Raw genomic sequence first — 22,792 nt, forward strand, 5'->3', positions numbered from 1 at the left:
GCAGATCGAAAGGGGACTTTTCATGGCATTTCAATGGTGGAGAACCAATCTGGCGGCAGCTGCGGCGCTGCTGCTGCTGCGCCTGTACGCAGGATGGAAATGGACAAGCGCCGGTTGGGGCAAGCTGACCGGCGACGAAGCCTTCAGCGCCGGCGGCTTCGTGCAGAATGCGATCGCGAATCCCGTCTTGCGCAGCGGCACGAACGAGGCGCTTTATCCGACCTATGTCTCGTTCCTAAAACATTTCGTATCGCCGCAGATGGGGCTGTTCAGCCTGCTCGTCAGCTGGGGCGAGCTGCTCGTCGGCCTGTCGCTGCTGCTCGGCCTGTTCACGACGGCGGGGGCGTTTTTCGGCCTCGTCATGAATTTTTCGTTCTTGTTCGCCGGCGCGCTCAGCCTCAACCCATGGCTGATCCTGATCGGCTTCCTGATCTTGACGGGCGGCCGCAATGCCGGGCGCTTCGGCCTCGATCCGCTCGTCCTGCCGCGGCTCGCCGCGCTTCGGCCCGGCAAAGCCCGACCGTCGTCCGCCGCAGCGTCAGGCACGGCATCTTGAGCGCGGCGTTCTTTGCCGCTTAGCGGATCGAGCAGCTAAGCAAAGCAAAAAAAGCCCCTGCGGTCGCCTCAAGGCGTACCGCAGGGGCTTGGCATGTCGCAGGCGGAGCTTCCGTCCGCCGAGCTCGGCTGGAGCCGTCGCACGGCGGCGCTGCTGCCGCTTCACGATCCGAGGCTGCTTACAGCTGGCCTTGGATCTTGTTTTTCAGAGCGTCCTTGCTCTGCACGCCGACCATCTTGTCGACCGGCTGTCCGTCCTTGAACAGGATCAGCGTCGGGATGCTCATGACGCCGAATTGGGAAGCGAGCTCAGGCTGCTCGTCGACGTTGATCTTGGCGATCGTCGCTTTTCCTTCGAGCTCCGTGCTCAGCTCTTCGACGATCGGAAGCTGCATTTTGCAAGGTCCGCACCAAGGGGCCCAGAAGTCGACCAGCGCGACGCCGTTCTGCACGCTCTCGTTGAACGTTTCTTTCGTCAGGGCTACTGCCATGTTCAATCATCCTCTCGAATAAAAGATAAGAATCGGTGCTCCGTCCTCAGCAGGTCTCGCAGCGATGAATCCGCTCCAGCACGCTCGCGATCGTCAGTCCCTGGAAGTAGTCCTCCAGCCGCTGCTCGGCTCCGCAGAAGATGCCGTTCATGACCTCCTGCATGTTGGAGCCGACCAAGCATTCGCAATCGGGATCGCCCGAGCACCAGTTCGGCATGAGCGAGCCGCGCGCGATGGCCTGGTAGATGTCGTTCAGCGTCACTTGCGCCGGCTCCGCCGTCAGGCGGTAGCCACCGCCGGAGCCTTCCCTCGTCGCCACGTAGCCGCAGCGCTTCAGGTACCCCATCACCTTGCGCACCCTCGCCGGATTCGTGCAGACGTTCTCGGCGATCGCCTCGCTCGAGGCGCTGCGCTCCGGTACGTAAGCCAAGTAGACGAGGCTGTGGACGGCAATCGTAAATTCACTGTTCATCGAGACGGCCACCCCGTTTCGTACTGTAATAATACCAGTTACAGTTGGGGCTGTCAATAGGCCCTCCCTTTCCATTAGCATGCGCGCCGGAGGGCGCGGCTACTCCTCGAGCGGGAGTCCGCACGTCCGGCAGCCGCCGGGCTAGAAGTCGAAGTTGTCCGGGTCCGGGCCGAAGCGCTTGTCCTGATTGAGCCCGTCGAGCAGCGCCATGTCCTCGTGGGAAAGCTCGAAGTCGAACACGTCGGCGTTCTCGCGGATGCGCTTTTCATGGGTGGACTTCGGAATGGTGACGACGCCGTTCTGCAGGTCCCAGCGCAGCACGATCTGAGCCGGCGTCTTGCCGTGCTTCTCCGCCAGCTCCTGGATCTGAGGCACGTCGAGGTTGCCCTGCATGAGCGGGCTCCATGCCTCCAGCACGATGCCCTGATCCTGGCAGTACTGGCGCAGCTCGACCTGGCTCAGCAGCGGATGGTACTCGACCTGATTGACCATCGGCTTGATCTCGGCGTCCTGGAGCAGGTCTTCGAGATGATGGACGTGGAAGTTGCAGACGCCGATCGCCCGCACCTTGCCGTCCTTGTACAGCTGCTCCAGCGCGCGCCAGGTGTCCTTGTACTTGCCCTTGACCGGCCAGTGGATCAGGTACAGGTCGAGCGTGTCGAGGCCGAGCTTCTCCAGGCTGTCCTGGAACGCCTTCAGCGTGCTGTCGTAGCCTTGGTCGCTGTTCCACACCTTGGTCGTGACGAACAGCTCCTCGCGCGGCACGCCGCACTCGCGGATCGCCCGTCCGACGCCTTCCTCGTTGCCGTACGCCTTGGCCGTGTCGATGCTGCGGTAGCCGGCCTTGACCGCGTCCTGAATGGACTGCTCGACCTGGCCCTCCTCCGTCACCTTCCAGACGCCGAGGCCGAGCCTCGGCATCCGCACGCCGTTGTGCAGCTCGACGGTGTCGCCGAGCCCTTGAAGTGGTACCGTCACGATGGGAACGCCTCCTTGCGCATTGTTTTCCTGCCTTTTATCGCCTCTTTATTTTACCACCGAGAGAAGGAATCAAACAAATTCGGCTCGCTCCTCTTTTCAGGAAAAAGAAAAAGACTTCTCTAGTATACGAAGTCTAGAAGAGTTGCTATAATTAACCAAGCACAACACTTGGACGGAAAAGGTAGCCTCCAGTCAGGAGGTGATGCCTATGACATTTTCGCTTCAGGAAGTGACCATGCTGGGAGTGTTTTTCCTTGCTCTGCTCACCTACTTAAAACGAAAATAACCCGTCCAAGTTAGCGCCTGGTTAACGGGTTATTCTCTGGCGAGGCAGTTACTGGAGGATTTCCATCCAAGTTTGTGCAGGGAGAGAGCGTTGGCGCGCTCTCTCTTATTTTAGGTTACCTTTATTATACACAACTTCTTTCAACCGTATACTACTTTATTAAGCATTCTGCTGTGATTTGCAGTAAACTGCAGAGATTTCCCCGTAAGAAAAACTGGGGCACGAACGACAACCGTGTCCTCTTTTCGTCGGCCGCATGCTGACCAGATCCGAAACAAAAAGCAGCGGACCGCCCGGTCCGCTGCTTGCTTTTGGTTCCTTTTTTTCAGAGCTATCTTAGTACCCGAGGTCCGTCTTCGCCTTCGCCCATTTCTTGTTCAGCTCATCCAGTCCGGCCTTCAGGTCCTTGGAGAGGAGCAGGTCCTGGATGTAGTTGCCCGTGCCGATGCCGATCTGCGCCTTGTTGGCGATCTCGGCGAACTTGTCGTTGTTCGGCAGCCCTTCGATGAAGGTCGGGTTCGCGGCTTGGAACTCGGCCAGCTGCGGCGATTCCGCCTTCTCGGACTTGAGGATCGGCATGAAGCCGGAGTCGGCCACGTAGCCGGATTCCTTGACGAAGAAGTCCGTCCAGGCGATCGCGAGCTCCTTGTTCTTGCTGTTCGCGCTTACGCCGATCATGTAGTCGCCGCCGAGCGGAGCGTTCAGCTTGCCGCTGTTGTCGTACGGGAACGGCACGAAGCCGATGTCCTCGGCCGCCGCGCCGGCGCCGATGACCTGCGGGATGACCCAGTTGCCGAGGAAGTACATCGCCGCCTTGCCGGAAGCGACCTCGCCCTTGGACATCTCCCAGTTGTTCGTGTACAGGTCCTTCTCGACCCAGCCGTTCTCGATGAAGTCGCGGCCGATCTTGGCCAGGATGCCCCAGGCGTTGCCCTCCTGGAAAGGCGCCGGATCGGCGGCCATCTTGGTCGTCAGGTCGCCGTCGCCGGCCACGTAGAACGCCGAGCCGTCGCCCCAGGTGCCCATCGGCCACTGCGCGCCGAAGTTCATGTACAGCGGGATGATGCCGGCGTCCTTCAGCTTTTTCGCCGCGTCATACAGCTCGTCAAGCGTCGTCGGAGCCTTGGCGATGCCGGCTTTCTCGAACGCCTTCTTGTTGTAGACGATGCCCTGCGTGTTGACGCCGGTCGTGATGCCGTAGCGCTTGCCCTCGAACGCGGAGTTGTCGGCGAAGTAGACGTCGTCGAACATGCTGTCCGGCAGCGGCTCGAAGTATTTCGGCAGGTCGGAGGCCGGCATGCCGCTCGGAATCATGAGCACGTCGCCCGTCTCGCCCGTCGTCAGGCGGGTCTTGATGTCCGTCGCGTAGTTGGTGAGGCCTTCGAACTCGACTTTCGCGTCCGGGTTCGTTTCCTGGAACTTCTTCAGGTAGCGGTCCATCGTGCCGTCGTTGATGTAGTCCGTGCGGTGCGTCAGCACCTTGATCGAGCCGCTCAGCGCGGCCTCGCCGCCGGAGGCGCCTTCGTTCACGGCCGTATTCGCGCTGCCGGACGCATTGCCCGCCGTATTCTCGGCGCCTTCGTTGCCGTTGCTGCCGCAAGCGGCCAGCATGGACAGGGACAGGACAGCCGTCATCGTAGCCAGAAGCGGTTTTCTCATCTCGTTTTCCCCCTGAGTCGTACGGATTCGTGTGGATCGATCGGTTGGTTGTTATCGCTTACATGGTCTATTTTAGCGCCCGCCGCCGGGCCTTAAAAAGGAACTGAAATGCGATTTCTTGTTTCCGCTTATGCTAACGCGCCTTCCTTTGTTAGCGATTCCAGGCGATGCAGCGCCTCCAGGCAGGCGCGTCCGTTATGGTACGGGCATTTCCAGGCGCCGATCTTGACCTGGGTCCGGTCCGGCCGGCCGTCGCGGGAAACCTGCCAGTGCCATTCGCCGCCGTCCCCGTCCCGCACATGCTGCTGGATGAAGCGCCAGCTGCGCTCCGCCGCCTGCAGGTAGCGCTCCTCGCCGCTCAGCTGATAGGCGTTCAGGAAGCCGACCATCGCCTCCGCCTGCGGCCACCAGTCCTTGCTGTCGTCGAGCCGTCCGTCCTCGTGTAGCTCGTTGAAGACGCCGCCGTCCTCGTCCACGCCCTCGCGCAGCGTCGCCTCGGCCATCTGCAGCGCCGCGCGCTCCGTCTGCTCCAGCAGCTCCGGATCGCCAAGCGCCTCCGCCGCCTCGCACAGCAGCCAGCTGCCCTCGATGTCGTGGCCGTAGCTCACGTCGCGGGTCGCGGAGGTCCAGGCATCGTCGAAGAACAGCTTGAAATGTCCGGTCTCCCCGTCGAGGATGCGCTCCAGATGAAGCTCGATCAGCTCGCGCAGCCGGTCCCGCAGTCCATCCGAAGGCCAGACGCGATAAAGGTTCGTATAGCCTTCCAGCACGTGGAGATGGGTATTCATCGACTTGCGCTCGTTCAGGTCCTTGCCGCTCAGGCTGAGGTCGTCCGTCTCGCTCCAGTCGCGCGCGAGCGCCTCGATGTAGCCGCGGTGGACCGGATCATGCGCCCAGCGCTCCAGCAGGCGGTACGTCTCCTCGGCAAGCGCGAGCTCGGCCGAGCTCCCTGTCGCGAGCATGTACTCCGCCAGCGCGTACAGCACGAACGACTGGCCGTACACCTGCTTCTTGTCCTCGCTCGGCCGGCCGTCCGGCGTCGCCATCCAGTAGAAGCCGCCGTGCCGCTCGTCGTAGAACACTGTGCGCACCTGCTCCAGCGCCCGCTCGGCCAGCGCCAGATGGTCGGGATCGCCCGTGCGGCGGTAAGCCGCTGCGAACGTCCACAGGATGCGCGCGTTCAGCACGAGCGACTTGTCCGCCTCGGCATTCACGGTGCCGGAGCTGTCCATCTCGCCGATGAAGCCGCCTTGGCGCTCGTCGAGCGCATGGGCTTTCCAGAAGCCGAGGATGTTGTCCCGCAGCTCGCGGTCGAGCTCCTCCAGCCACGCTTGCTTGTCCATTCAGCCTTCCCTCCTGCTGCCGTAAAAGTCCTTCACCGTCTGCGCCGCCGGCTTGCCGTACATGCAGTAGTCGTCGTTCGCCGCCGCGTCCTCCGCCGCGTACAGCCGCGCCGGCCAGTCCCACAGCACGAAGCCGCGCACCCACCCGCGCCGGCCGCAAGCCTCGAACATCGCTTCGTAGTAGCCCTTCTGCGCCTCGCCGTCGGGCCTCCCGGCCAGCGACCAGTCGTTCGGCCGCGCCGGCGACGTGTCGCGGCTCGGGCAGCCCGCCTCCATGAAGAAGAACGGCTTGCCGTATGGCGCGATCGCCGCCTCGATGCGGTCCAGCTGCCGCTCCCACTGGTCGATCGGATAATAGCCGCTGGAGGAGATGAGGTCGACCGCGTCCCACCACTTCACGTGGCCTTCCTGGTACTTGTCGCAGTTGTAGGTGACGAGGCCGGAGTAGGCCTCGCGCACCTGGGCGATCAGCGTCCGCCACTCGGCCTCGCGCTTGTCCGCCTGCACCATCTCGCAGCCGATGCACAGCATCTCGCAGCCTTCCTCGCGGGCGATGTCCGCGTAGTGGAGGATGAAGCGCGTGTACGAGGCGAACCACTGGCCCCACGTCGGCTCGCCGGGGATGTCCATGTCGAAGAAATTGATGTGCGCCCGCCAGGTGCCGTCGGCGACGTTGACGACCGGCTTGAGGCACACCTTCTGCCCGAGCGCCTTGGCCCGCCGGATGGCGCTCCGCACCTCGTCGTCGGTGACCGTCGGCTCGTTCGCGTACTCGATTTCCGTCGATTGCGCGGTCGCCTGCAGGGCGCCGAGCGTGACGGCCGTCCAGCCGACGTTCAGCTTAACCATCTCGCTTAGGGAAAAGTCGGCCTCCGGTCCTTCCCACGTGCCTCGCACGCCGGTCCAGCCCCAGGTCATGCCGGCGATGAAGCCGAGCTCTGCCGCTGCGGCGGCCGTACCGGCCGCCTTCGCTTCTGTCGTCATCGGGTGAAGCCTCCTTGTCGCGCGGCCCGAGAGGCCGCTTCTTATTTCACCGCGCCGTTCGTGACGCCGGCGAAGATGTATTTTTGCAGGAACAGGAACAGCACGACGGTCGGGATGAAGATGATGAGGATGCCCGCCGAGATGACGTTGAGCTGCGCCGCGTTCGGTCCGACGAACGAATAGATCGCGGTCGAGACGACCTTGAGCTTCTGCGACGGCATGTACAGGTACGGCGTGTAGAAGTCGTTGTAGATCGAAATCGTCTTGAGGATGATGAGCGTCGCCGTCGCCGGCGCGAGCAGCGGGAAGATGATGGAGCGGTAGATGCGGAACAGCGACGCTCCCTCGATCATCGCGCTTTCGTCCAGGTCCCTCGGGATGCTGTTGACGAACTGCAGGTAGATGACGATCTGCAGCACGTCCGCGCCCAGGTAGAGCAGGATCGGCGCGCCCATCGTGTTGTACAGGCCGAGGTTCTGGATGATGCTGAACGTCGCGACCTGCGTCGTCACCATCGGGATGACCTGCGCGACGAGGTACATGCCCATGATCGGCTTCTTGAGCTTGAAGTCGAAGCGGCCGAGCGCATAGGCGACCATCGTGCCGAGCACGACGTTGCCCGCGACCGCGCAGACGAGGATGACCAGCGTGTTGCGGAAGCCGAGACCCAGATCGCCGACCTCATAGACGCGCTTGAAGTTGTCGAAGTGGAAGAAATCGGCCGGGAACGCCAGCGCGGAGCTTTGATAGAACTCCGCCTGGGTCTTGAACGCGCCGACGAACACCGAGTAGATTGGGAAGAAGACGACGAACAGCGCGAGCAGCAGCGTCAGGTACTTGAACGCGGTGAAGAGCGGCGGGCTTTTGGTCGTGTCCATGGGTTACCTCTCCTCCCGGAACAGCAGGTTGCGCTGGATGATGATGAAGAAGATGACGATGGCGAGCAGGACGACGGCCATCGCGGAGGCCAGGCCGAAGCTCTGGTACTTGAACGCCGTGTCGACGGTCTGCACGACGAAGGTCGAGGTGCCGTTCGCGCCGAGCATCATGATGTACGGGATGTCGAACGCCTCGAGCGCGCCGGTCAGCGTCAGCAGCAGCATGAGCGAGAGCACGCTCTTGATGCTGGGCACGGTGATGTAGCGGAACTTCTGCCAGCCGGAGGCGCCGTCGATCGAGCCGGCCTCGTACAGGTCGCTCGGGATCGACTGCAGCGCGCCGATGAAGATGACCATGTTGAGGCCCATGTACTTCCACATCGAGATGAACGCCAGGGAGACGTTGACCAGATGCGGGTTGCCGAGCCAGCTCTGCTGCCACGACTCCAAGCCGATCGTGCGCAGCAGGGAGTTGAGCGAGCCGTAGTCGAGGTGGTACACGTTCTTGAACATGATGACCGTCGCGACGCTGTGCAGCACGTACGGCAGGAACAGCATGACGCGGAAGCCGTAGCGGCCCTTGAGCCGGCTCGTCAGGATGACGGCGAACCAGAGCGACAGCGCCACCTGGACCAGACCGCCGACGAAGTAGTAGGCGTTGTTCTTGAGCGCCAGGAACACCTCGGGCTCCGTGAAGATCTGCTTGTAGTTGTCCAGGCCGACCCAGTTCATGTCCCAGCCGGTCCCCGTCCAGTCCGTGAAGCTGTAGTAGATCAGCGACGCGGCCGGATAATAGCTGAAGGTCAGGCACAGCGCCACGGGCACGGTCAGGAAGCCGATCAGGATCAGCAGCCGCTGCGCTTTATAGCTCAATTGGTTCATCGGGTTGTTCCTCGCTTTCCATCCGGTGTTGAGACCGCTTTCAGTGTGCTTATCATTATACGCCTCGTCGAGGCGGGTCCTGAATGGACGGCGTTTCGATTTGTTGTCTTGTATTGTGCTAACAGGTGCGGACGGTTAGCGGGCCGGAGATAGTTTGTTAGCTGCATGTCTGGACGGAGCGGATGCGGAAAGGGGGCGGCGGGAAGGCATTCGTTGACGGATTGGAGATGGAAGAGCCTATGCGGCGGGCGGGATCTTTCGAGATAGGCGCGTCAGACCCCTATTCGGCCATCGTTTGCTTGGAGGTCGACATCGAGTACGGCGTCATTCGGCATCGCAACGGCTCGTCGGGGGAGCCGAGACAGGCGTAAAGCTTCAAGCTCCTCTTGATTCGATCGCTTGCGGCCAGCATGGAACGAAAGGAAGGCATTTTCCCCAGCCGCTCCGGGGCAATCGCCCCGGTATCGGCGGCTGCGCAACGGGCGGCGCGGCGAGGGAGCTTCGGGGCAAGGGAACTTTGGGGCAAGCGCGGCAGCATCGGCGGTTGCTGAAGCTTACGACGAATCAGCTCGTCAGCAGCTCTAAAAATGCCGCTGGCAAAAGCTAACGACGCAGTAAACGCTTATAGGCGGAAAAAGGAGTCCATTCGGGGTTGACCACGTTCATCTTGACTTCTAAGCGCATGAGGAGTCGTTAGCAGGAAGAAACAAGGAAAAATGGGCTTCTAAGCATCTAGCGAGTCGTTCGATTCTTGAGGCATCATCCTACCGACAGCGTCCCCGAGCCGAGCCCGAGCCGAGCCCACGACAGGACGGCTTGCGGATGCGCCTGGGGCGGCAACCCATGCGGCTGATTCCGAAGCCCCTTCAAAAGCAAAAAGACCCTGGATGGGGAAAGGCTTCTCCTCCCCACCCAGGGTCTTTGCTTGATTAACCCGCCGCTTGCGGACGATTGACGCGGTGCCCCATCCGGTGCGACCGCCGTTTGCGATCGCTCGAAACGCTGCCTGCGGACGCGCGGCGACCGCCGATTGCGGACGATTGACGCGGTGACCCATACGGTGCGACCGCCGCTTGCGATCGCTCGAAACGCTGCCTGCGGACGCGCGGCGACCTCCGCTTGAAGACGATTGACGCGGCGACCCATCCGGTGCGACCGCCGCTTGCGATCGCTCGAAACGCTGCCTGCGGACAGTTGACGCGCAGCTCCCTTGCGCGGCAATCGCCGACTAGCGTACGCCGTCGCGATATTCCTTGGGCGTCTTGCCGGTGACGCGCTTGAACGCTTTGGTGAAATAAGCGGGGTCCGCGTAGCCGGAGCGCTCGCCCACCTCGTACGTCTTGAGCTCGGGATGGTCCTTGAGCAGCCGCTTGGCGACCTCGATCCGCACGGAGATCGCGTAGTCGGTAATCGTCTCGCCCGTCTCGCTGCGGAACAGCTTGCTTAGATAGCTCGGCGTCAAATGGACGAGCTCGGCCAGCCGCTGCAGGTCCAGCTCCTCGGCGTACCGCTCCTGCAGATAGGCTTTGACCGTCTCGACCGCCCGGCTCTGATGCCTCAGCTCGCGCAGCAGCGCCAGCCGCTGCTGCGCCTCCTGCCGCAGCGTGTCGGCGTAGGCGCTCCAGCTGCGGCTGCGGAGCGGCTGCGGCGGTCCGCTCGGCTGCGGAGCGGGCTGGCCCGCGAGGCTGTCGTCCAGCTGAGCAAGCAGCGCGGAGGCGGACGCGTCGAGGTCCGCCCAGGATAGGCGGCGCTGCTCGGCCGCATTCAGCCACTCCTCCACGATCACGGCGGCGCGTTCAAGATCGGCGGCTGGCAGGACGGCGCGCAGCTCCTGCTCGTCGGGACGCACGCCGGGAGCGGAGCCGAGCGCTGGCGCGGCCGCAGGGATGCGGCCCGGAGGCGGGGCGGCCGCGGAGACCGCCGTGCCGGCAGGACTGCCGGCATACCACGCCTGCAGCAGCGCCGCCTCCGCCTCGCCGTAGGCGCGCGCAAGCGCCGCGGCGCCGGAATGCACGCCGCTGATGCCGCCCCGCGGCTCGGCGGAGAGCGCCAGCCGGCCGAGCAGCGTGACGGCCAGCTCGCGCGGCGTGTCGGCATGGTCGCCATGGCGTAGCGCCAGCAGCACGGCCGGCGGTCCGTCCTCGCGCATCAGCACGCGATGCTCGCGGCGCAGCGCCGCCAGCGCCGCGGCGAGCTGCTCGCCGTCCGGCATCGGGGCGGCGTGCAGCACGACGAACGCGTACATGCCGCGGATGAAGCCGAGCTCGTCGAGCTGGTCGCAGGCCGACTGCATGACCGGCTGCGGGATGCGCTTCGCATCGGCGGCGAGCAGCAGCTCGATGAGCGATTCCGCCTGCAGCGGCTGACGGCTGCGCGACGCGCCGACCTTCTCCGCGATGCGTTCGAGCAGCCGCGCCAGCTCGTCCTGGTTGACCGGCTTGAGCAGGTAGTCCTCCACGCCCCCGCGCAGCGCCTCGCGCGCGTAGGCGAAGTCGTTGTAGCCGCTCAGCACGGCGACGGCGACCTGGCTGCCGCGCTCCCGCAGCTCTTGAATCAGCTGCAATCCGTCCATCTGCGGCATGCGGATGTCGGTCATGAGCAGCTCCGCCCCGGAGGCATCCAGGCTGCGGAGCGCCTCGCGCGCGCTCGCCCATACGCCGACGACTTCGTAAGGGCCGGTTCGCTCGATGATTTTGGCGAGGCCGAGGCGGATTTTCTCCTCATCGTCGACGACGGCAACTTTAAGCATCGGATCGCTCTCCTTTCTGGTCTTCCCTAGCCGCTCCGTCCATCGCCGAAACCTGGGGAATGCGCATCGTGACGGCCGTGCCGGCTCCCGGCTCGCTGGCCAGCTGCAGCCCGTAAGCCGGGCCGTAGCGCAGCTGAAGCCGCTCCTGCACGTTGCGCAGCCCGATGCCGCCGGACTCCTCGTCCGGAGCCGAAGCGGCCGACGCCAGGCCGGCGCGCACGCGGGACAGCTCCTCCGGCCGCATGCCGCGGCCGTCGTCCGCGATGCGAACGACCCGATCCTTGCCCTCGATCCAGCTGTCGATCTCGATCGTCAGCCGTTCGCGCGAGCCGTCGTAGCCGTGGAGCACGGCATTCTCCACGATCGGCTGGAAGATCAGCTTCATGACGCTCGCATCCGCTGCGCGCGCCTCGGCGCTCAGCGCCAGGCGGAAGCGCTCGCCCCCGTAGCGGTAATTCATCAGCTCGACGTACTGCTCCAGATGCTCCCACTCGCGCTGCGCCGGCACGGCGGCCGAGCCGGCATGCAGGCTGTAGCGCAGCTGCTCGCCCAGCAGCTGCACCATCCGCCCGACCTCGTCCGCGTCGCTCAGCACGGCCGTCATGCGGATCGACTCCAGCGTGTTGTAGATGAAATGCGGATTGATCTGGCGCTGCAGGTTCTCCAGCTGCACCTCGGTCTTGCGCTGCTCGATCCGATAGATGTTGTCGATCAGCTCCCGCGTGCGGGCGATCATGCGGTTGAAGGCATGGCCGGCCATGCCCGCCTCGTCCCGCCGGCGCACCGGGAAGCTGACCTCGAAGTTGCCTCCTTGCACCTGCTTCATGAGGCTGACGAGCGAGCGCAGCGGCTTGGTCAGCGCCAGGATAAGCACGACGGTCAGCGCCATCGCGGCCGCCATCGCGACGCCGGCGGCGATCAGGCTGTAGTTGCGGTTGCGCACCGCGTCCTCGACCAGATGCCGCTGCGGAATCGTGATGAGCAGCCTCCAGCCCGTATCCGGCGACTGCCGGAAGATGACAAGCTGCTCCTCGCCGTCGACCGAGGTGCGGTAGCTGCCCTCGCTGCCCCGCGCCTCGGCGAGCAGCGGCGCCGAGCCGAGGTTTTCCGCCAGGTAGCGCTTCTCGCTGTCGTAGATGACGGTGCCATCCTCGTCGGCGATGATCGTCGTGCCGCGCGTCGCCGCGTCCAGATCGCGCACCATGTCCTCGATGACGCTGATGTTGGCGTCGACGGCGATCAGCCCGACCGAGCGGAACGACGTCGTGATGATGTCGCGGACGACCGTGAACACGTATTGCTTGCTGCTGCTCGCGCTGCTCGTGACCGCTTGGGTGCTGACGAGCACGGGCGTGCCGTTTTTCGGCTCGGCCAGCTGGCGCCAGCGCTCGTACACCTCCTTGAGGTCGCTGCGCACGCCGCCGGACTTGACCGCCGTGTACGGATTGCCCCGCCGGTCGAACAGGTAGACGTTGCTGGAGCCTTTCTTGAGGTTGTTCATGAAATAGATGCTGCTCTCCACCTCGCGCTGGATGCTGAGCTTGAGCCCTGCTTCGAGCCATTGGTACTCCGGCTCCGAGCTGCCGCCCTCGCTGCCATGCGTGGCATAGAACTGGTTGGAGCGCTCCAGGCCGCTCTGGATCTCGTCGAGATAGGCGGGGATGATGGCGATCTGCTTCATGTCGTGGATGTAGTCGTCGAGCGAATTGAGCATCCGGTCCGACACCTGCGAGGCGTAGGTGACCGTGTTCTGCTCGATCGTCGCGAAGTTGTGGGAAGCCGACACGTAGGTGATGACGGCGATCGGCAGCAGCACGAGCAGGAAGTAGACGAGCAGCAGCCTCGTCTCTAGCCGGTGCAGCAGCGGCTCCAGCCGCTGGCGCAGCGCGCTCCCGAGCCTAGCCATCGTCGCGCGCCGCTCCCGTAGAGGCGCGGATGACGAGCTCGCCCGTCAGCAGCACCTTTTCGACCGGGCTTGCCGGCTGCTGCACCCGGCGCAGCAGCGCCTCGACCGCGCGCCGGCCCATGTCGTGCTTGTGCACATGCACCGTCGTCAGCGTCGGGCTCGACAGCGCCGCGTCCTCGATGTCGTCGAACCCGGCGACCGAGACGTCGCCCGGCACGGATACGCCCATGCGCGCAAGGATCGTCATGATGCAGATCGCGATGGAGTCGTTCGCGCAGGCGAACGCCGTCGGCAGCCGTTCCTCGCGCTGCAGCTCCTGCAGCATCGGCTCCAGCGCCTCGGTCATCTCCGAGCGATTGTGCCCGCGCACGGTGAGCAGGCCGTCATGCTGCCCGTCCGTGCTCAGGCCGTGCTCCTCCATCATGGCGCGGAAGCCGAACCAGCGGTCGTAGAAGCTGCGCGAATAGGTCAGGTTGCCGACGAACTGCAGCCGCCGATGGCCGAGTCCGATCAGATAGTTCGCGACGCGGCGCATCCATTCGAAGTTGTTCATCGACAGCACGTCCGTCGGCACGAGCGGCTCCTCGTGGTCGATGAGCACCGTCGGGATGCCGAGGTTGCGGATCTCCAGCAGCACCGGATAGGAGATGAACCCGACGCCGACGAGCCCCATGACGCCGCGCGGATTGATGAGCGAGGCGAAGCGCGTCGTGCCCTGCTCCGTGATGAGGATCGAGCCGATGCCCCGCTCCTCCAGCTCCTCCTGGACGCCCTCGATGATGCGTCCCCAGTAGTAGGACAGCCTCGTCTGGAAGCGCACGTTGGGCACGAGGATGATGACCTGGCTGCCCAGCTCGACGTCCGCTGCGCTCCCGGCCGGCCGGCCGGAGACGGCTGGGCGGCTCGCTTCCCCGTAGCTGCCGGAAGGCGGGACGCCGCCAGCGAGCCAAGCGCCAACGCCGCTTGGCTGGCCGATGGCGCCGGGGCCGCCCGCATGGCCGCTGGCGGAGGGGGCGCCGAACGCCCATCCCGCAGGCAAGCGCGTTCCTTCGCCCGTCTCTGCCGGGTCCGTCCGTCTCCCGGCCTCCGCCCCGTCCGCCGCTTTGGGCGGAAAGCGGTAGCCGAGCTGGATCGCCGCCTTGATGATCCGCTCCCGCGTCTCCGCCTTGACGCCGCTTTTGCCGGAAAGCGCCTTGGATACGGCGAACTTGGACATGCCGACGTGATCGGCGATGTCCTGCATCGTGACTCGCTCCGCCATGTTCATTCCTCCCGTGCTTCGTCTATCGTCGGATTATCTGTTAGGTCAGTTGTTAGTCATTGTTATCTCTGCAAGCGCTAACAAGTGGACCTAGAATAACATACGAAGGAGCGCTCGTACAGATGGGGCCGCTTGGGCCGCAGCGGCTGCCGGTTCCGACGGCAGCCTCGTTCAAGCAAGGAAAGGCTCTCGCCCTATCGGAGCGAGAGCCTTTCGGGTTCTATAGAGAAGGTGTCGCCAAGCCGCAGCGCTTCGGGCAGCCGCTAACGCAGCCGAAAAAGCCTTATGGAGCGGAAAGAGCTCCTTTGCCACGAAAATCTCGACGGGCCGGAGCTCAGCCTCTGAAGCTGCCGCGCCGCCGCCTCAGAACAGCTCCAGCTGCTCCACGCCGGGATCGCGCTCCGGCGGCTCCTCGGGTATCGGCGGCGGCGTCTGGCCGAGCAGCATCATCAGCTCCCGGGCGTTGTCCGCGGCGTCGCCCCCCGAGTTGTTGTTGAAAATGACCTCCACCGTCCGGCTCTGCGCCTCCAGCCGCCTCAGCCTCTCCGCCCACTCCTCCAGCTCCTGGCGGCTGTAGCGATACAGATACCGCACCTCGCGCCAGTTCGGCTGTCCGGAGGAGTGCCAGCCCTCCGCGTGGCGGCCGTGCATGCGGACGAGCGTATGGCTCTCGTCGGTGGCCGCCTCGACGATCGGGATCGAGCCCTCCCCCGCCTGAGGCTCGTCGCAGACGCTGTGACGCCAGCCCTCCTCGCGCATGAAGGCGAGCGTGCGCTCCCGCATCTGCGGCACGAACCAGCTCTGGTGGCGGAACTCGAGCGCGCACGGGATGTCCTCCATGAACCGCTTCGCCATGCGGAGCGTCTCGACGCTTTCGCGGGTGCAGGCGAACCACGGCGGGTACTGGAACAGCACGCAGCTCAGCTTGCCGCTCTCCCGCATCGGCGTCAGCGCCAGCTTGAAGTCGGCGAACATCGCCTCTTCGTCGGCATAGGGGATCGCGCCCCGGCTATGCCCGGTCATGCCCTGGTACGCCTTGACGACGAAGCGGAAGTCCTCCGGCGTCTCGGCGGTCCATTTTTCCATGTTGCGCTGCGGCTGGACCGCATAAAAGCTGCTGTCCACCTCGACCGTGCCGAACAGCCGGCTGTAGGCGGCCAGCTTGGCCTTGGCCGCCTGCCGCGTCCGGTACAGCGCATCATGATCGCCCCAGCCGGCGAGTCCGATCGTAATCATGGGCCGTTCCTCCTTCATCTCCGCCAGGGGCGGCAGAGCGTTGTCATGTCTGGACCCTCTACCCGAATAGAATAACCCTGTGAAAGAGATCCTTAACGATCGGGGTGGTGCATCGGATGACGTATGTATGGGCGGCGATCATCGTGCTGGCGGCAGGCGCGGTCGTGTACGCGGCCATCGCGTCCGGCAAGCGCTGGGCGCTGCTGCGCAGCGAGAGCAAGGCGAGGATCGACAAGCTGTACCGGCTGGAGGCGTATCTGAAGAGCAACGGCGTGCGGACCCGCACGGCGGAGGAGGACGGCCACCTGCGGCTGCTCGTCCTGCGCAAGCAGCTGGAGCAGGGCCGGGAGCTGCTGGAGGCGTACGAGGAAGAAGCCGGCTAAGCCCGGCACGCGAGAGCATGCGCAAGGCTCGGGAGCCGGCCCCTCCCGTGAACGCAGCCTTTTTCCCGGTTCGCCTTGTCGTCAAAAAGGACCTCGCCCGCCGCTTCGCAGCGTCGGGAATCGGGGTCCTTTTGCGCTTGCGGGGCAAGCCGCGCTCGATGCTCCGGCAGAGCCAAGCATTGAAGCCGCCTCCCGCTTGGTTCATACTAGAGGGAACGATCGCGGGCCGCCGGCCCAGAAAAGGAGGCCTCCCTCATGCTCATCGAAGTCTACCACGACCTGCTCTGCCCCTGGTGCCGCATCGGGCGCCGCCACCTGGAGCTGGCGCTGCGCGAATGGCAGCCTCCGGAAGGCCGGGAGGCGTCCGTACGCTTCAGCCCGTACCTGCTTCATCCCGACGTGCCGCCGGAGGGCTTGCCGTTCCGGGAGGCGATGGCGCGCCGCCTCGGCGGCGGACAGGCCGCCCTCGCCCGCACGCTGCGGCATGTCGCCCGCGACGGCCAGGCGGTCGGCCTCGACTTCCGCTTCGAGCGCATCGACACGCTGCCCTCCACGCGCCTCGCCCACCAAGCGCTGGCGCTGACGCCGGCGGCCGCGCAGGGCGCATTCGTGGACGAGCTGACCCGGCGCTACTTCGAGGAAGGCGAGAACATCGGCGAGCTGGAGACGATCCTTCACGCCGGAACATCCGCCGGATGGGAGGCCGCCGACCTGGCCGAACGGCTCGGACACGGCGACGGCCGGGTCGAGATGGAGGCGCTGCTGGAGCTCGGCCGCCGCATCGGACTGGACGGAGTGCCGCTGTTCGTGTTCGAAGGGCAGTATGCCCTGTCCGGCGCTTATCCCCCGAACGAGCTGCTGCTCCTGCTGCGGAGGCTCGGCCAGCTTCTCGGCTGACGCCTCAAGACTTCGACACGGCCCCTCCATCCGGAGGGGCCTTCGTTTCGTCCAGCACGTCGCGGCACGGCTGCTCCTTGCTCCGGCGGCGGACCCAGCGATAGGCGGAGCGCAGCCGATTCATCGCCCAGACCGGCACGGGGAACGGCTTGCGGCCGAGCAGCGGCTTGTACGCATAGCGGTAGGCCCGCTTCAGATCGCCCCACATCGAGCAGCTCTCCTGCTTGAGAAAATCCGAGACGTCGATGACGATGCCCCGCCCGTCCTGCACCATGACGTTCTTGCCGTGCACGTCGTGAGGACGGAGTCCCCGGCTGATCGCATAGTCGAGCGCGGCATCCACGTCGCGGATCGCTTGCTCCGGAATGGGCACGCCTTGGAGCAAGCAGTCGTACAGCGTCTTGCCGTGCAGCCGCCTCAGCAGCAGCCACCGCTTGCCGCCATGCTCGCCGGAGGCATAGCAGCGGCCGTACGCGGGATGCTCGCCGAGCTGACGGTACACCTGCCGCTCCGCTTCCCAGCCGTCGCGGCCGGGCGCGTACACCTTGACCGCGAGCCGGCTGTCGCCCGGGTAGGCGAAGACGGCGGCGTAATTGCCGCATCCGAGCGTCTTCCACCCTTGCGGCGCGCGCCGCACCTGCACCGGCTCCCAGCTCTTCACGCTGACGACATCCAGGCCGGGCAGCAGCTCGCCTTGGATGCGCGCCGCATGCCGCTCCCTCATCGCTTCCTCCATCGCTACGCTCCTTCTTTTCCACTGCCTGCGCCTCTCGCGGACGTCTCGGCGGCGGTCCTCACCCCGGACGGTACATGCTGAACGCCCGCCTCAGCCGCTCCGGCAGGCGCCGGTGCTGGATGCCGAGCTTGTAGCCGATCAGCTTGGCGGCGTTGTCCGCTACCAGCCGCGGCATTTTCCCCCACTGCCCTTCCTTCGCCAGCGCCCTCAGCTGCGCCTTGACGAGCGACGAGCCTTCCTTGCCGACGCCGGCATAAGGCAAGATCCACGCCTGCTCGGCCATCGACGTGCCGTTGTCGTAGAACCGCTTGAACTGCTGCCCCGGCGTATAGGCGTGGGAGTGGACGACCTGCGCCTCCGCGTTGTAGGCGATGCGGTAGCCTTCGAGCACCATGCGCCCGGCGAGGAACAGGTCCTCGTTGAAAAAGGTCGGCTCCGCGAACCCCCCCATCGCCCGGAACGTCTCGCGGCGCATCGCCGCGCAGACGTTGGAGCAGAAAAACGTCTTGAGCCCGAGCTCGGACAGATCCTCGCGGCTCTTGAGCCTCGACTGCGCCGGATAATTGTGCTCCCGCGACATGCGCTCCAGCAGATCGGCCTCCGGCCGGGCCAGCTGGCGGGCATAGGCGTAGCCGACGTCCGGATCCCCGACGGAGCGGGCGAGCTGCTCGACGAGCCGCTCGTCGGCGGGCATGGCATCCTGCGTCATGAACAGCAGGATGCAGCCGCTCGCCTGGGCGGCGGCTCGGTTGCGCGCCCCGCCGTGATCGAAGTCCGCGCGGGCGATCGACAGCAGCCGGGCGCCGGCGCGGATCGCCCGCTCGGGCGTGCCGTCGGTCGATTCCGTGTCGATGACGATGATCTCGTACGGCGGCAGCGTCTGCCGCGAGAGCCGCGACAGCAGCTGCTCGAGATCCGGTCCGGCATTGCGCGTCGGGATGATGACGGATACCCGGTCCCCTACAGAAGCAGCCGGCACGGGGCCGGCTGCTTCGGAACCAGGCGGCCCCGGAGAGCGGATGCCGTCCGGAGCCTTCTGGAAGTCAGTATGCATTTTTATGGATGAGTCCTTTCAGCACGGTCTTGAAAATGATCCGGATATCGAAGAAGAAGCTCCAGTTCTCGATGTAGAACAGGTCGTGCCGGATGCGCTCGTCGATCGACGTGTCGCCGCGCAGGCCGTTCGTCTGCGCCCAGCCCGTAATGCCCGGCCGGATATGGTGCTTGACCATGTAGCGCGGAATTTCCTCGCGGAACTGGTCGACGAAGAACGGGCGCTCCGGCCGAGGGCCGACGACGCTCATCTCGCCGCGCAGCACGTTGAGGAACTGCGGCAGCTCGTCGAGGCTCGTGCTGCGGAGGAACGTGCCGAAGCGCGTACGGCGCGGATCGTTCTCCACCGTCCAGGTGCGGCTCGCGTCCGCGTCCGTGCTCACGCGCATGGAGCGGAACTTGAGCATGTGGAACGTGCGCCGGTTGAGGCCGACCCGCTCCTGGCGGAACAGCACCGGCCCCGGCGACGTCAGCCGGATGCCGAACGCGATGAGCAGCATGACGGGCGAGAGCACGATGAGCGCCGCCAGGGAGAAGGCGATGTCGAACGTGCGCTTGGCGATCCGGTTGCCCATCTCGTCGAGCGGCACGTCGCGGATGTTGATGAGCGGCATGCCGGCGAAGTTGTCGAAAAACGGCTTGGCCGGCAGCAGGTCGAAGTAATCCGGGATGATGAGCGTCTTGACTCCGGCCTTCTCGCAGGCCTGGATGAGCTCGCCGTACTTGGAATGCGCCTCGAGCGGCAGCGCGAGGATGACCTCGTCGATCGTCGGATTGTCTGCAAGCATCTGCTCCAGCGCGTCCAGCCCGCCGACGATCGGGGCGAGCGGGCGGCCGGCGTACCGGCGCAGCACGTCCGCGTCATGATGCTCCTGAAAGTCGTCCAGGAAGCCGTACACCTCGTAGCCGAGGTCCGGATACAGGCTGAGCTGGTCATGGAAGCTGCGGCCGACGCTGCCCGCCCCGAGGATGAGCACGTACCGCTTGTTGAGGCCGCTGCGCCGCAGCACGGTCAGCGTCCGCTTGACCGCGTAGCGGTAGAGCGCGAGCCCGACGAGGTTGAAGGCGAAGAAGATCGCCAGGAACTCGCGGGAGATATGTACTTCCTTGGCGATGAACAGCAGGCTGAGCAGCAGCAGCAGGCTCAGCGTCTGCACCTGCAGGATCTTGAGCAGGTCATGGGAAAACTTCTTGCGCCTCTTAGGCGTGTAGAAGCTCGTATAGAAGCCGATCAGCACGGCTGCGAACGCATAGACGGTGCTCCATACCAGATAGGTTTTGAGAGGCACGGTATTGTAATAGACGAGCAGCCCGCTGTGGAATTTGATCCAGTAGGCGCCCAGGAACAGGCCGAGCATGACCGCCAGATCGGACAGCACGTACATTTGCGTCAGGAAACGCTGGTTTCTTCGAAGCATTCGCATCACCGTTCGTGCATTTATAGTCGTTCTCTTCTCTCACATTGTACCAAAAAAGGAGGCTCTCATCTATTCGTTAGACGCGATAGGCAACAAAATGTTGCTAGAAAAGATTGGATTTCATTCGCGAACCGGAAGGCTGCGCAGCTCCCGCCGCTTGGCCCGCATCTCCGGCAGCCTCCGCAGGATCTCCGGCCAGCAGCCGAGCAGGTCGCGCTCCTTGAGCAGGATATACCCCAATTTGACGATTTCGATCGCGGCGATCCCCGGGAGCCGCTTCCAGCCGCGCTCGTTCTTGACGAGCGTATAGAAGCGGTTCTGGTACGAGTGGCGCCGCACGAACGCCGACACCGACGATCGCCCGCCTTCCTTCCAGCCGCGCGCGTGCAAGGCGCGGGCATCCGGCGCGTAGAGCGCGGACCAGCCGAGCTGTCGGGCGCGCCAGGCGACGTCTACATCCTCCTTGTAGGCGAAAAACGTCTCGTCGAAAAATTCCCCTCCGAGGGAGGCATGCCGAATCATGCTTCGGCGGTACATCGCCGCCGCGCCGGAGACGCCGAACGTCTCGCCGGCCTCCAGCCAGGCGGACGCAGGCTCGCCTGCTCCTCGGTCGCGCGCCTGGCGCGCCGCATCCATCGTCAGCCCGGTGCTGTCGATGAGCGCCTCCGCCGGCAGGCGGTCCAGCCAGGCGCGGACCTCCAGCGGCGATGCCTCGGATGCCCCGGAGCCAGGCTCCTGCCCTTTCCGTCTCGCCGCGTCGGCGTTCTGTTCGTCCGTCTTTGTCGAGCCTGCCCCCCCGAGCCCCGCCGCCGGCTGCCGCACGAGCATGCCGGCCGCGCTGCCCGCCTCCGGACGGCGCTCCAGCTCCTCCACGAGCCGCCGCACGTAGTCCGGATGGAGCCGCACGTCCGGATTGAGCACGAGCGCGTAGTCGGCGTCCGACCTGGCGAGCGCCCGGTTCTGCCCTCCGGCGAACCCGGTGTTCTCCGAACTCAGCACGACGTCGAGCCCCTCGCCGATGCGGCCGAGGAGCTCCGGGGTGCCGTCGCCGGACGCGTTGTCCAGCACGACGATCCTTTGGATGGGATAGCTCTGGGCGCGGACGCAGGCCAGGCAGCCCTCGATGTCGTCCACGCTGTTGTACGTCACGATATGCACGCTCACTGTCGCCCGGACAGAAGCGGCAGCGGAGCCCTGCGAGGCCCCGCTGCCGCCCTTGTCCGGAGACGGCGACGCTTGCGCCGCCGAATCCTGGATGTTCATTTAAACGTCGAACCCGCCTTCCGAAATGACCTTCTGTATAAAATAATAACTGTCTTTCGGCGTGCGTTCCAGTGTTTCGTAATCGGTATGGACGATGCCGAAGCGCTTCGCGTAGCCCTCGGCCCATTCGAAGTTGTCAAGCAGCGACCAGGCATAGTAGCCCTTGAGCGGCACGCCGGAGTCGATGAGGCGCTGGCACTGGATGAAATGCTTGCGGTAGTAGTCGACGCGCTGAGCGTCGTGCACGCCGCCGTCCTCGGCGACATGGTCGTCGGTGCAGGCGCCGTTTTCGGTGATGTAGATCGGGATGTCGCCATACTCCTCATGCAGCCAGCTCAGCACCTTGTACAGCGCTTCGGGATACACGTTCCAGCCGATGAACGTCTGGTCGAAACCGACCTGCACGTCCTCGCTGTCGAACAGCCCGCTGTCTTTCTTGTAGCGCGTGCAGCCGCCGGTGTAGAAGTTCACGCCGATGAAGTCGATCGGCTGTCCGATCGTCTCCATGTCGCCTTCGAGGATGGGCACCTCGATGCCCTTGCCGCGGAACCAGTCGACCATGAACGACGGGTAGGAGCCCTTGAGCGTCGGCTCGAGGAACCACTCGTTGCCCCAGGCGCGCGAGCGGCGGGCCGCCTCCACGTCCTCCGGCCGCGTCGTATACGGCTCGGACCAGCTCAGGTTGTGCGTCGTGCCGATCTGGCCCGGCAGGTTCAAGCTGCGGTACAGCTGCACGGTCCGCCCGTGCGCCACGAGGCAATGATGCGCGACGTTCGTCGCCAGCTGCAGGTCGGTGTGGCCCGGCGCGTGCACGCCGATGAAGTTCGAGAGGAACGAGACGCACCACGTCTCGTTGAACGTGATCCACGACTTTACTTTGTCGCCGAATGCCTTGAACACGACCTCCGCATAGGCCAGGAAAGCGTCGATCGTCTCGCGATTGTCCCAGCCGCCCTTGTCCTGCAGCGCCTGCGGCAGGTCCCAGTGGTAGAGCGTCACGGCCGGCTCGATGCCGGCGGCGATCAGGCCATCGATGACGCGGCGGTAGTAGTCGAGGCCCTTTTCATTGACCTCGCCCGTGCCCTGCGGGATGATGCGCGGCCAGGCGATGGAGAAGCGGTAGGAGCTGACGCCGAGCTGCTTGAGCAGCGCGATGTCCTCCTCGTAGCGATGGTAGCTGTCGCAGGCGACGTCGCCGGTGTCCCCGTTCACGACCTTGCCGGGCGTGCGGGCGAACGTGTCCCAGATGGACAGGCCGCGGCCGTCCTCGTCATAAGCGCCTTCGATCTGGTACGAGGCGGTCGCCGTGCCCCAGACGAAGTCTTTCGGAAACGAAATGCGTGTCATATGAATTCCTCC

The 22,792-nt window shown here is 64.9% G+C and carries 20 protein-coding genes; 3 read left to right on the top strand and 17 right to left on the bottom strand.

Translation table 11 applies throughout. The features are described 5' to 3' along the window. Nucleotides 1-22: 22 nt before the first annotated feature. A complete protein-coding gene (locus HGI30_RS21505; RefSeq protein ID WP_168909377.1) occupies nt 23-556 on the top strand; it encodes a DoxX family membrane protein in 534 nt (177 codons plus the stop codon). Nucleotides 557-734: 178 nt separating this feature from the next. Here HGI30_RS21505 and trxA read toward each other — a convergent pair whose 3' ends face one another. The 12 genes from trxA to HGI30_RS21570 form a co-directional block, all read right to left on the bottom strand. Further along, nucleotides 735-1,046 (bottom strand): thioredoxin, encoded by a 312-nt coding sequence (gene trxA, locus HGI30_RS21510; RefSeq protein WP_028598946.1) that lies wholly within the window; start codon nt 1,044-1,046, stop codon nt 735-737. 46 nt (nt 1,047-1,092) lie between these two features. Continuing rightward, complete coding sequence (locus HGI30_RS21515) at nt 1,093-1,518, bottom strand: RrF2 family transcriptional regulator (RefSeq protein ID WP_168909378.1); 426 nt, start codon at nt 1,516-1,518, stop codon at nt 1,093-1,095. Between the two features lie 141 nt (nt 1,519-1,659). Next, the gene (locus HGI30_RS21520; protein ID WP_168910036.1) at nt 1,660-2,439 is read right to left on the bottom strand and encodes an aldo/keto reductase; all 780 of its coding nucleotides are present in this window, start codon (nt 2,437-2,439) and stop codon (nt 1,660-1,662) included. A 682-nt stretch (nt 2,440-3,121) separates the two neighbouring features. After that, nucleotides 3,122-4,444, bottom strand: a complete 1,323-nt coding sequence (locus HGI30_RS21525; RefSeq protein ID WP_168909379.1) for an ABC transporter substrate-binding protein — start codon at nt 4,442-4,444, stop codon at nt 3,122-3,124. Nucleotides 4,445-4,572: 128 nt separating this feature from the next. After that, nucleotides 4,573-5,787: an AGE family epimerase/isomerase gene (locus HGI30_RS21530; protein ID WP_168909380.1), complete on the bottom strand. Its 1,215-nt coding sequence runs from the start codon at nt 5,785-5,787 to the stop codon at nt 4,573-4,575. Then, entirely contained in the window at nt 5,788-6,771 is a 984-nt protein-coding gene (locus HGI30_RS21535; protein ID WP_168909381.1) for a glycoside hydrolase family 113, read from the bottom strand. A 41-nt stretch (nt 6,772-6,812) separates the two neighbouring features. Then, the gene (locus HGI30_RS21540) at nt 6,813-7,649 is read right to left on the bottom strand and encodes a carbohydrate ABC transporter permease (protein ID WP_168909382.1); all 837 of its coding nucleotides are present in this window, start codon (nt 7,647-7,649) and stop codon (nt 6,813-6,815) included. Nucleotides 7,650-7,652: 3 nt separating this feature from the next. Next, entirely contained in the window at nt 7,653-8,531 is an 879-nt protein-coding gene (locus HGI30_RS21545) for a carbohydrate ABC transporter permease (RefSeq protein WP_168909383.1), read from the bottom strand. Between the two features lie 1,228 nt (nt 8,532-9,759). Further along, a complete protein-coding gene (locus HGI30_RS21550; protein WP_168909384.1) occupies nt 9,760-11,280 on the bottom strand; it encodes a response regulator in 1,521 nt (506 codons plus the stop codon). Next, nucleotides 11,273-13,186, bottom strand: coding sequence for a cache domain-containing sensor histidine kinase (locus HGI30_RS21555; protein ID WP_168909385.1), 1,914 nt, complete (start codon nt 13,184-13,186; stop codon nt 11,273-11,275). The genes HGI30_RS21550 and HGI30_RS21555 overlap by 8 nt, the downstream gene beginning before the upstream one ends. Continuing rightward, nucleotides 13,179-14,447: a LacI family DNA-binding transcriptional regulator gene (locus HGI30_RS21560; RefSeq protein ID WP_235680237.1), complete on the bottom strand. Its 1,269-nt coding sequence runs from the start codon at nt 14,445-14,447 to the stop codon at nt 13,179-13,181. Before HGI30_RS21560 ends, HGI30_RS21555 begins: the two co-directional genes overlap by 8 nt. 363 nt (nt 14,448-14,810) lie before the next feature. Further along, nucleotides 14,811-15,683 carry a DUF72 domain-containing protein gene (locus HGI30_RS21570; protein WP_168909386.1) on the bottom strand — a complete coding sequence of 291 codons (873 nt, stop codon included), beginning with the start codon at nt 15,681-15,683 and terminating at the stop codon, nt 14,811-14,813. A 116-nt stretch (nt 15,684-15,799) separates the two neighbouring features. Between HGI30_RS21570 and HGI30_RS21575 the strand changes: the two genes are divergently transcribed. Beyond that, complete coding sequence (locus tag HGI30_RS21575; protein WP_168909387.1) at nt 15,800-16,066, top strand: hypothetical protein; 267 nt, start codon at nt 15,800-15,802, stop codon at nt 16,064-16,066. A 255-nt stretch (nt 16,067-16,321) separates the two neighbouring features. Continuing rightward, entirely contained in the window at nt 16,322-16,963 is a 642-nt protein-coding gene (locus HGI30_RS21580; protein WP_168909388.1) for a DsbA family oxidoreductase, read from the top strand. Between the two features lie 4 nt (nt 16,964-16,967). On the opposite strand, the gene HGI30_RS21585 is transcribed toward HGI30_RS21580, so the two are convergent. The 5 genes from HGI30_RS21585 to HGI30_RS21605 all read right to left on the bottom strand — a co-directional run bounded on the left by HGI30_RS21585 (nt 16,968) and on the right by HGI30_RS21605 (nt 22,780). Continuing rightward, nucleotides 16,968-17,699, bottom strand: coding sequence for a serine/threonine protein kinase (locus tag HGI30_RS21585; protein WP_235680238.1), 732 nt, complete (start codon nt 17,697-17,699; stop codon nt 16,968-16,970). 58 nt (nt 17,700-17,757) lie between these two features. After that, the gene (locus tag HGI30_RS21590; RefSeq protein WP_168909389.1) at nt 17,758-18,753 is read right to left on the bottom strand and encodes a glycosyltransferase family 2 protein; all 996 of its coding nucleotides are present in this window, start codon (nt 18,751-18,753) and stop codon (nt 17,758-17,760) included. Next, nucleotides 18,743-20,170 (bottom strand): undecaprenyl-phosphate glucose phosphotransferase, encoded by a 1,428-nt coding sequence (locus tag HGI30_RS21595; protein ID WP_168909390.1) that lies wholly within the window; start codon nt 20,168-20,170, stop codon nt 18,743-18,745. Before HGI30_RS21595 ends, HGI30_RS21590 begins: the two co-directional genes overlap by 11 nt. Before the next feature lie 120 nt (nt 20,171-20,290). Further along, entirely contained in the window at nt 20,291-21,433 is a 1,143-nt protein-coding gene (locus tag HGI30_RS21600; RefSeq protein ID WP_168909391.1) for a glycosyltransferase family 2 protein, read from the bottom strand. Beyond that, a complete protein-coding gene (locus HGI30_RS21605) occupies nt 21,434-22,780 on the bottom strand; it encodes a GH1 family beta-glucosidase (protein ID WP_168909392.1) in 1,347 nt (448 codons plus the stop codon). Between the last annotated feature and the right edge of the window lie 12 nt (nt 22,781-22,792).

Source organism: Paenibacillus albicereus, assembly GCF_012676905.1.
Classification (GTDB): Bacteria; Bacillota; Bacilli; order Paenibacillales; family Paenibacillaceae; genus Paenibacillus_O; species Paenibacillus_O albicereus.

Coding starts and splice junctions, on each gene's coding strand:
- HGI30_RS21555 (WP_168909385.1), bottom strand. CDS start 13,186: ATGGCTAGGCTCGGGAGCGCGCTGCGCCAGCGGCTGGAGCCGCTGCTG.
- HGI30_RS21520 (WP_168910036.1), bottom strand. CDS start 2,439: ATGCCGAGGCTCGGCCTCGGCGTCTGGAAGGTGACGGAGGAGGGCCAG.
- HGI30_RS21580 (WP_168909388.1), top strand. CDS start 16,322: ATGCTCATCGAAGTCTACCACGACCTGCTCTGCCCCTGGTGCCGCATC.
- HGI30_RS21570 (WP_168909386.1), bottom strand. CDS start 15,683: ATGATTACGATCGGACTCGCCGGCTGGGGCGATCATGATGCGCTGTAC.
- HGI30_RS21525 (WP_168909379.1), bottom strand. CDS start 4,444: ATGAGAAAACCGCTTCTGGCTACGATGACGGCTGTCCTGTCCCTGTCC.
- HGI30_RS21600 (WP_168909391.1), bottom strand. CDS start 21,433: ATGAACATCCAGGATTCGGCGGCGCAAGCGTCGCCGTCTCCGGACAAG.
- HGI30_RS21585 (WP_235680238.1), bottom strand. CDS start 17,699: ATGGAGGAAGCGATGAGGGAGCGGCATGCGGCGCGCATCCAAGGCGAG.
- HGI30_RS21545 (WP_168909383.1), bottom strand. CDS start 8,531: ATGAACCAATTGAGCTATAAAGCGCAGCGGCTGCTGATCCTGATCGGC.
- HGI30_RS21605 (WP_168909392.1), bottom strand. CDS start 22,780: ATGACACGCATTTCGTTTCCGAAAGACTTCGTCTGGGGCACGGCGACC.
- HGI30_RS21590 (WP_168909389.1), bottom strand. CDS start 18,753: ATGCATACTGACTTCCAGAAGGCTCCGGACGGCATCCGCTCTCCGGGG.
- HGI30_RS21505 (WP_168909377.1), top strand. CDS start 23: ATGGCATTTCAATGGTGGAGAACCAATCTGGCGGCAGCTGCGGCGCTG.
- HGI30_RS21535 (WP_168909381.1), bottom strand. CDS start 6,771: ATGACGACAGAAGCGAAGGCGGCCGGTACGGCCGCCGCAGCGGCAGAG.
- HGI30_RS21530 (WP_168909380.1), bottom strand. CDS start 5,787: ATGGACAAGCAAGCGTGGCTGGAGGAGCTCGACCGCGAGCTGCGGGAC.
- HGI30_RS21575 (WP_168909387.1), top strand. CDS start 15,800: ATGACGTATGTATGGGCGGCGATCATCGTGCTGGCGGCAGGCGCGGTC.
- HGI30_RS21540 (WP_168909382.1), bottom strand. CDS start 7,649: ATGGACACGACCAAAAGCCCGCCGCTCTTCACCGCGTTCAAGTACCTG.
- HGI30_RS21595 (WP_168909390.1), bottom strand. CDS start 20,170: ATGCTTCGAAGAAACCAGCGTTTCCTGACGCAAATGTACGTGCTGTCC.
- trxA (WP_028598946.1), bottom strand. CDS start 1,046: ATGGCAGTAGCCCTGACGAAAGAAACGTTCAACGAGAGCGTGCAGAAC.
- HGI30_RS21515 (WP_168909378.1), bottom strand. CDS start 1,518: ATGAACAGTGAATTTACGATTGCCGTCCACAGCCTCGTCTACTTGGCT.
- HGI30_RS21560 (WP_235680237.1), bottom strand. CDS start 14,447: ATGGCGGAGCGAGTCACGATGCAGGACATCGCCGATCACGTCGGCATG.
- HGI30_RS21550 (WP_168909384.1), bottom strand. CDS start 11,280: ATGCTTAAAGTTGCCGTCGTCGACGATGAGGAGAAAATCCGCCTCGGC.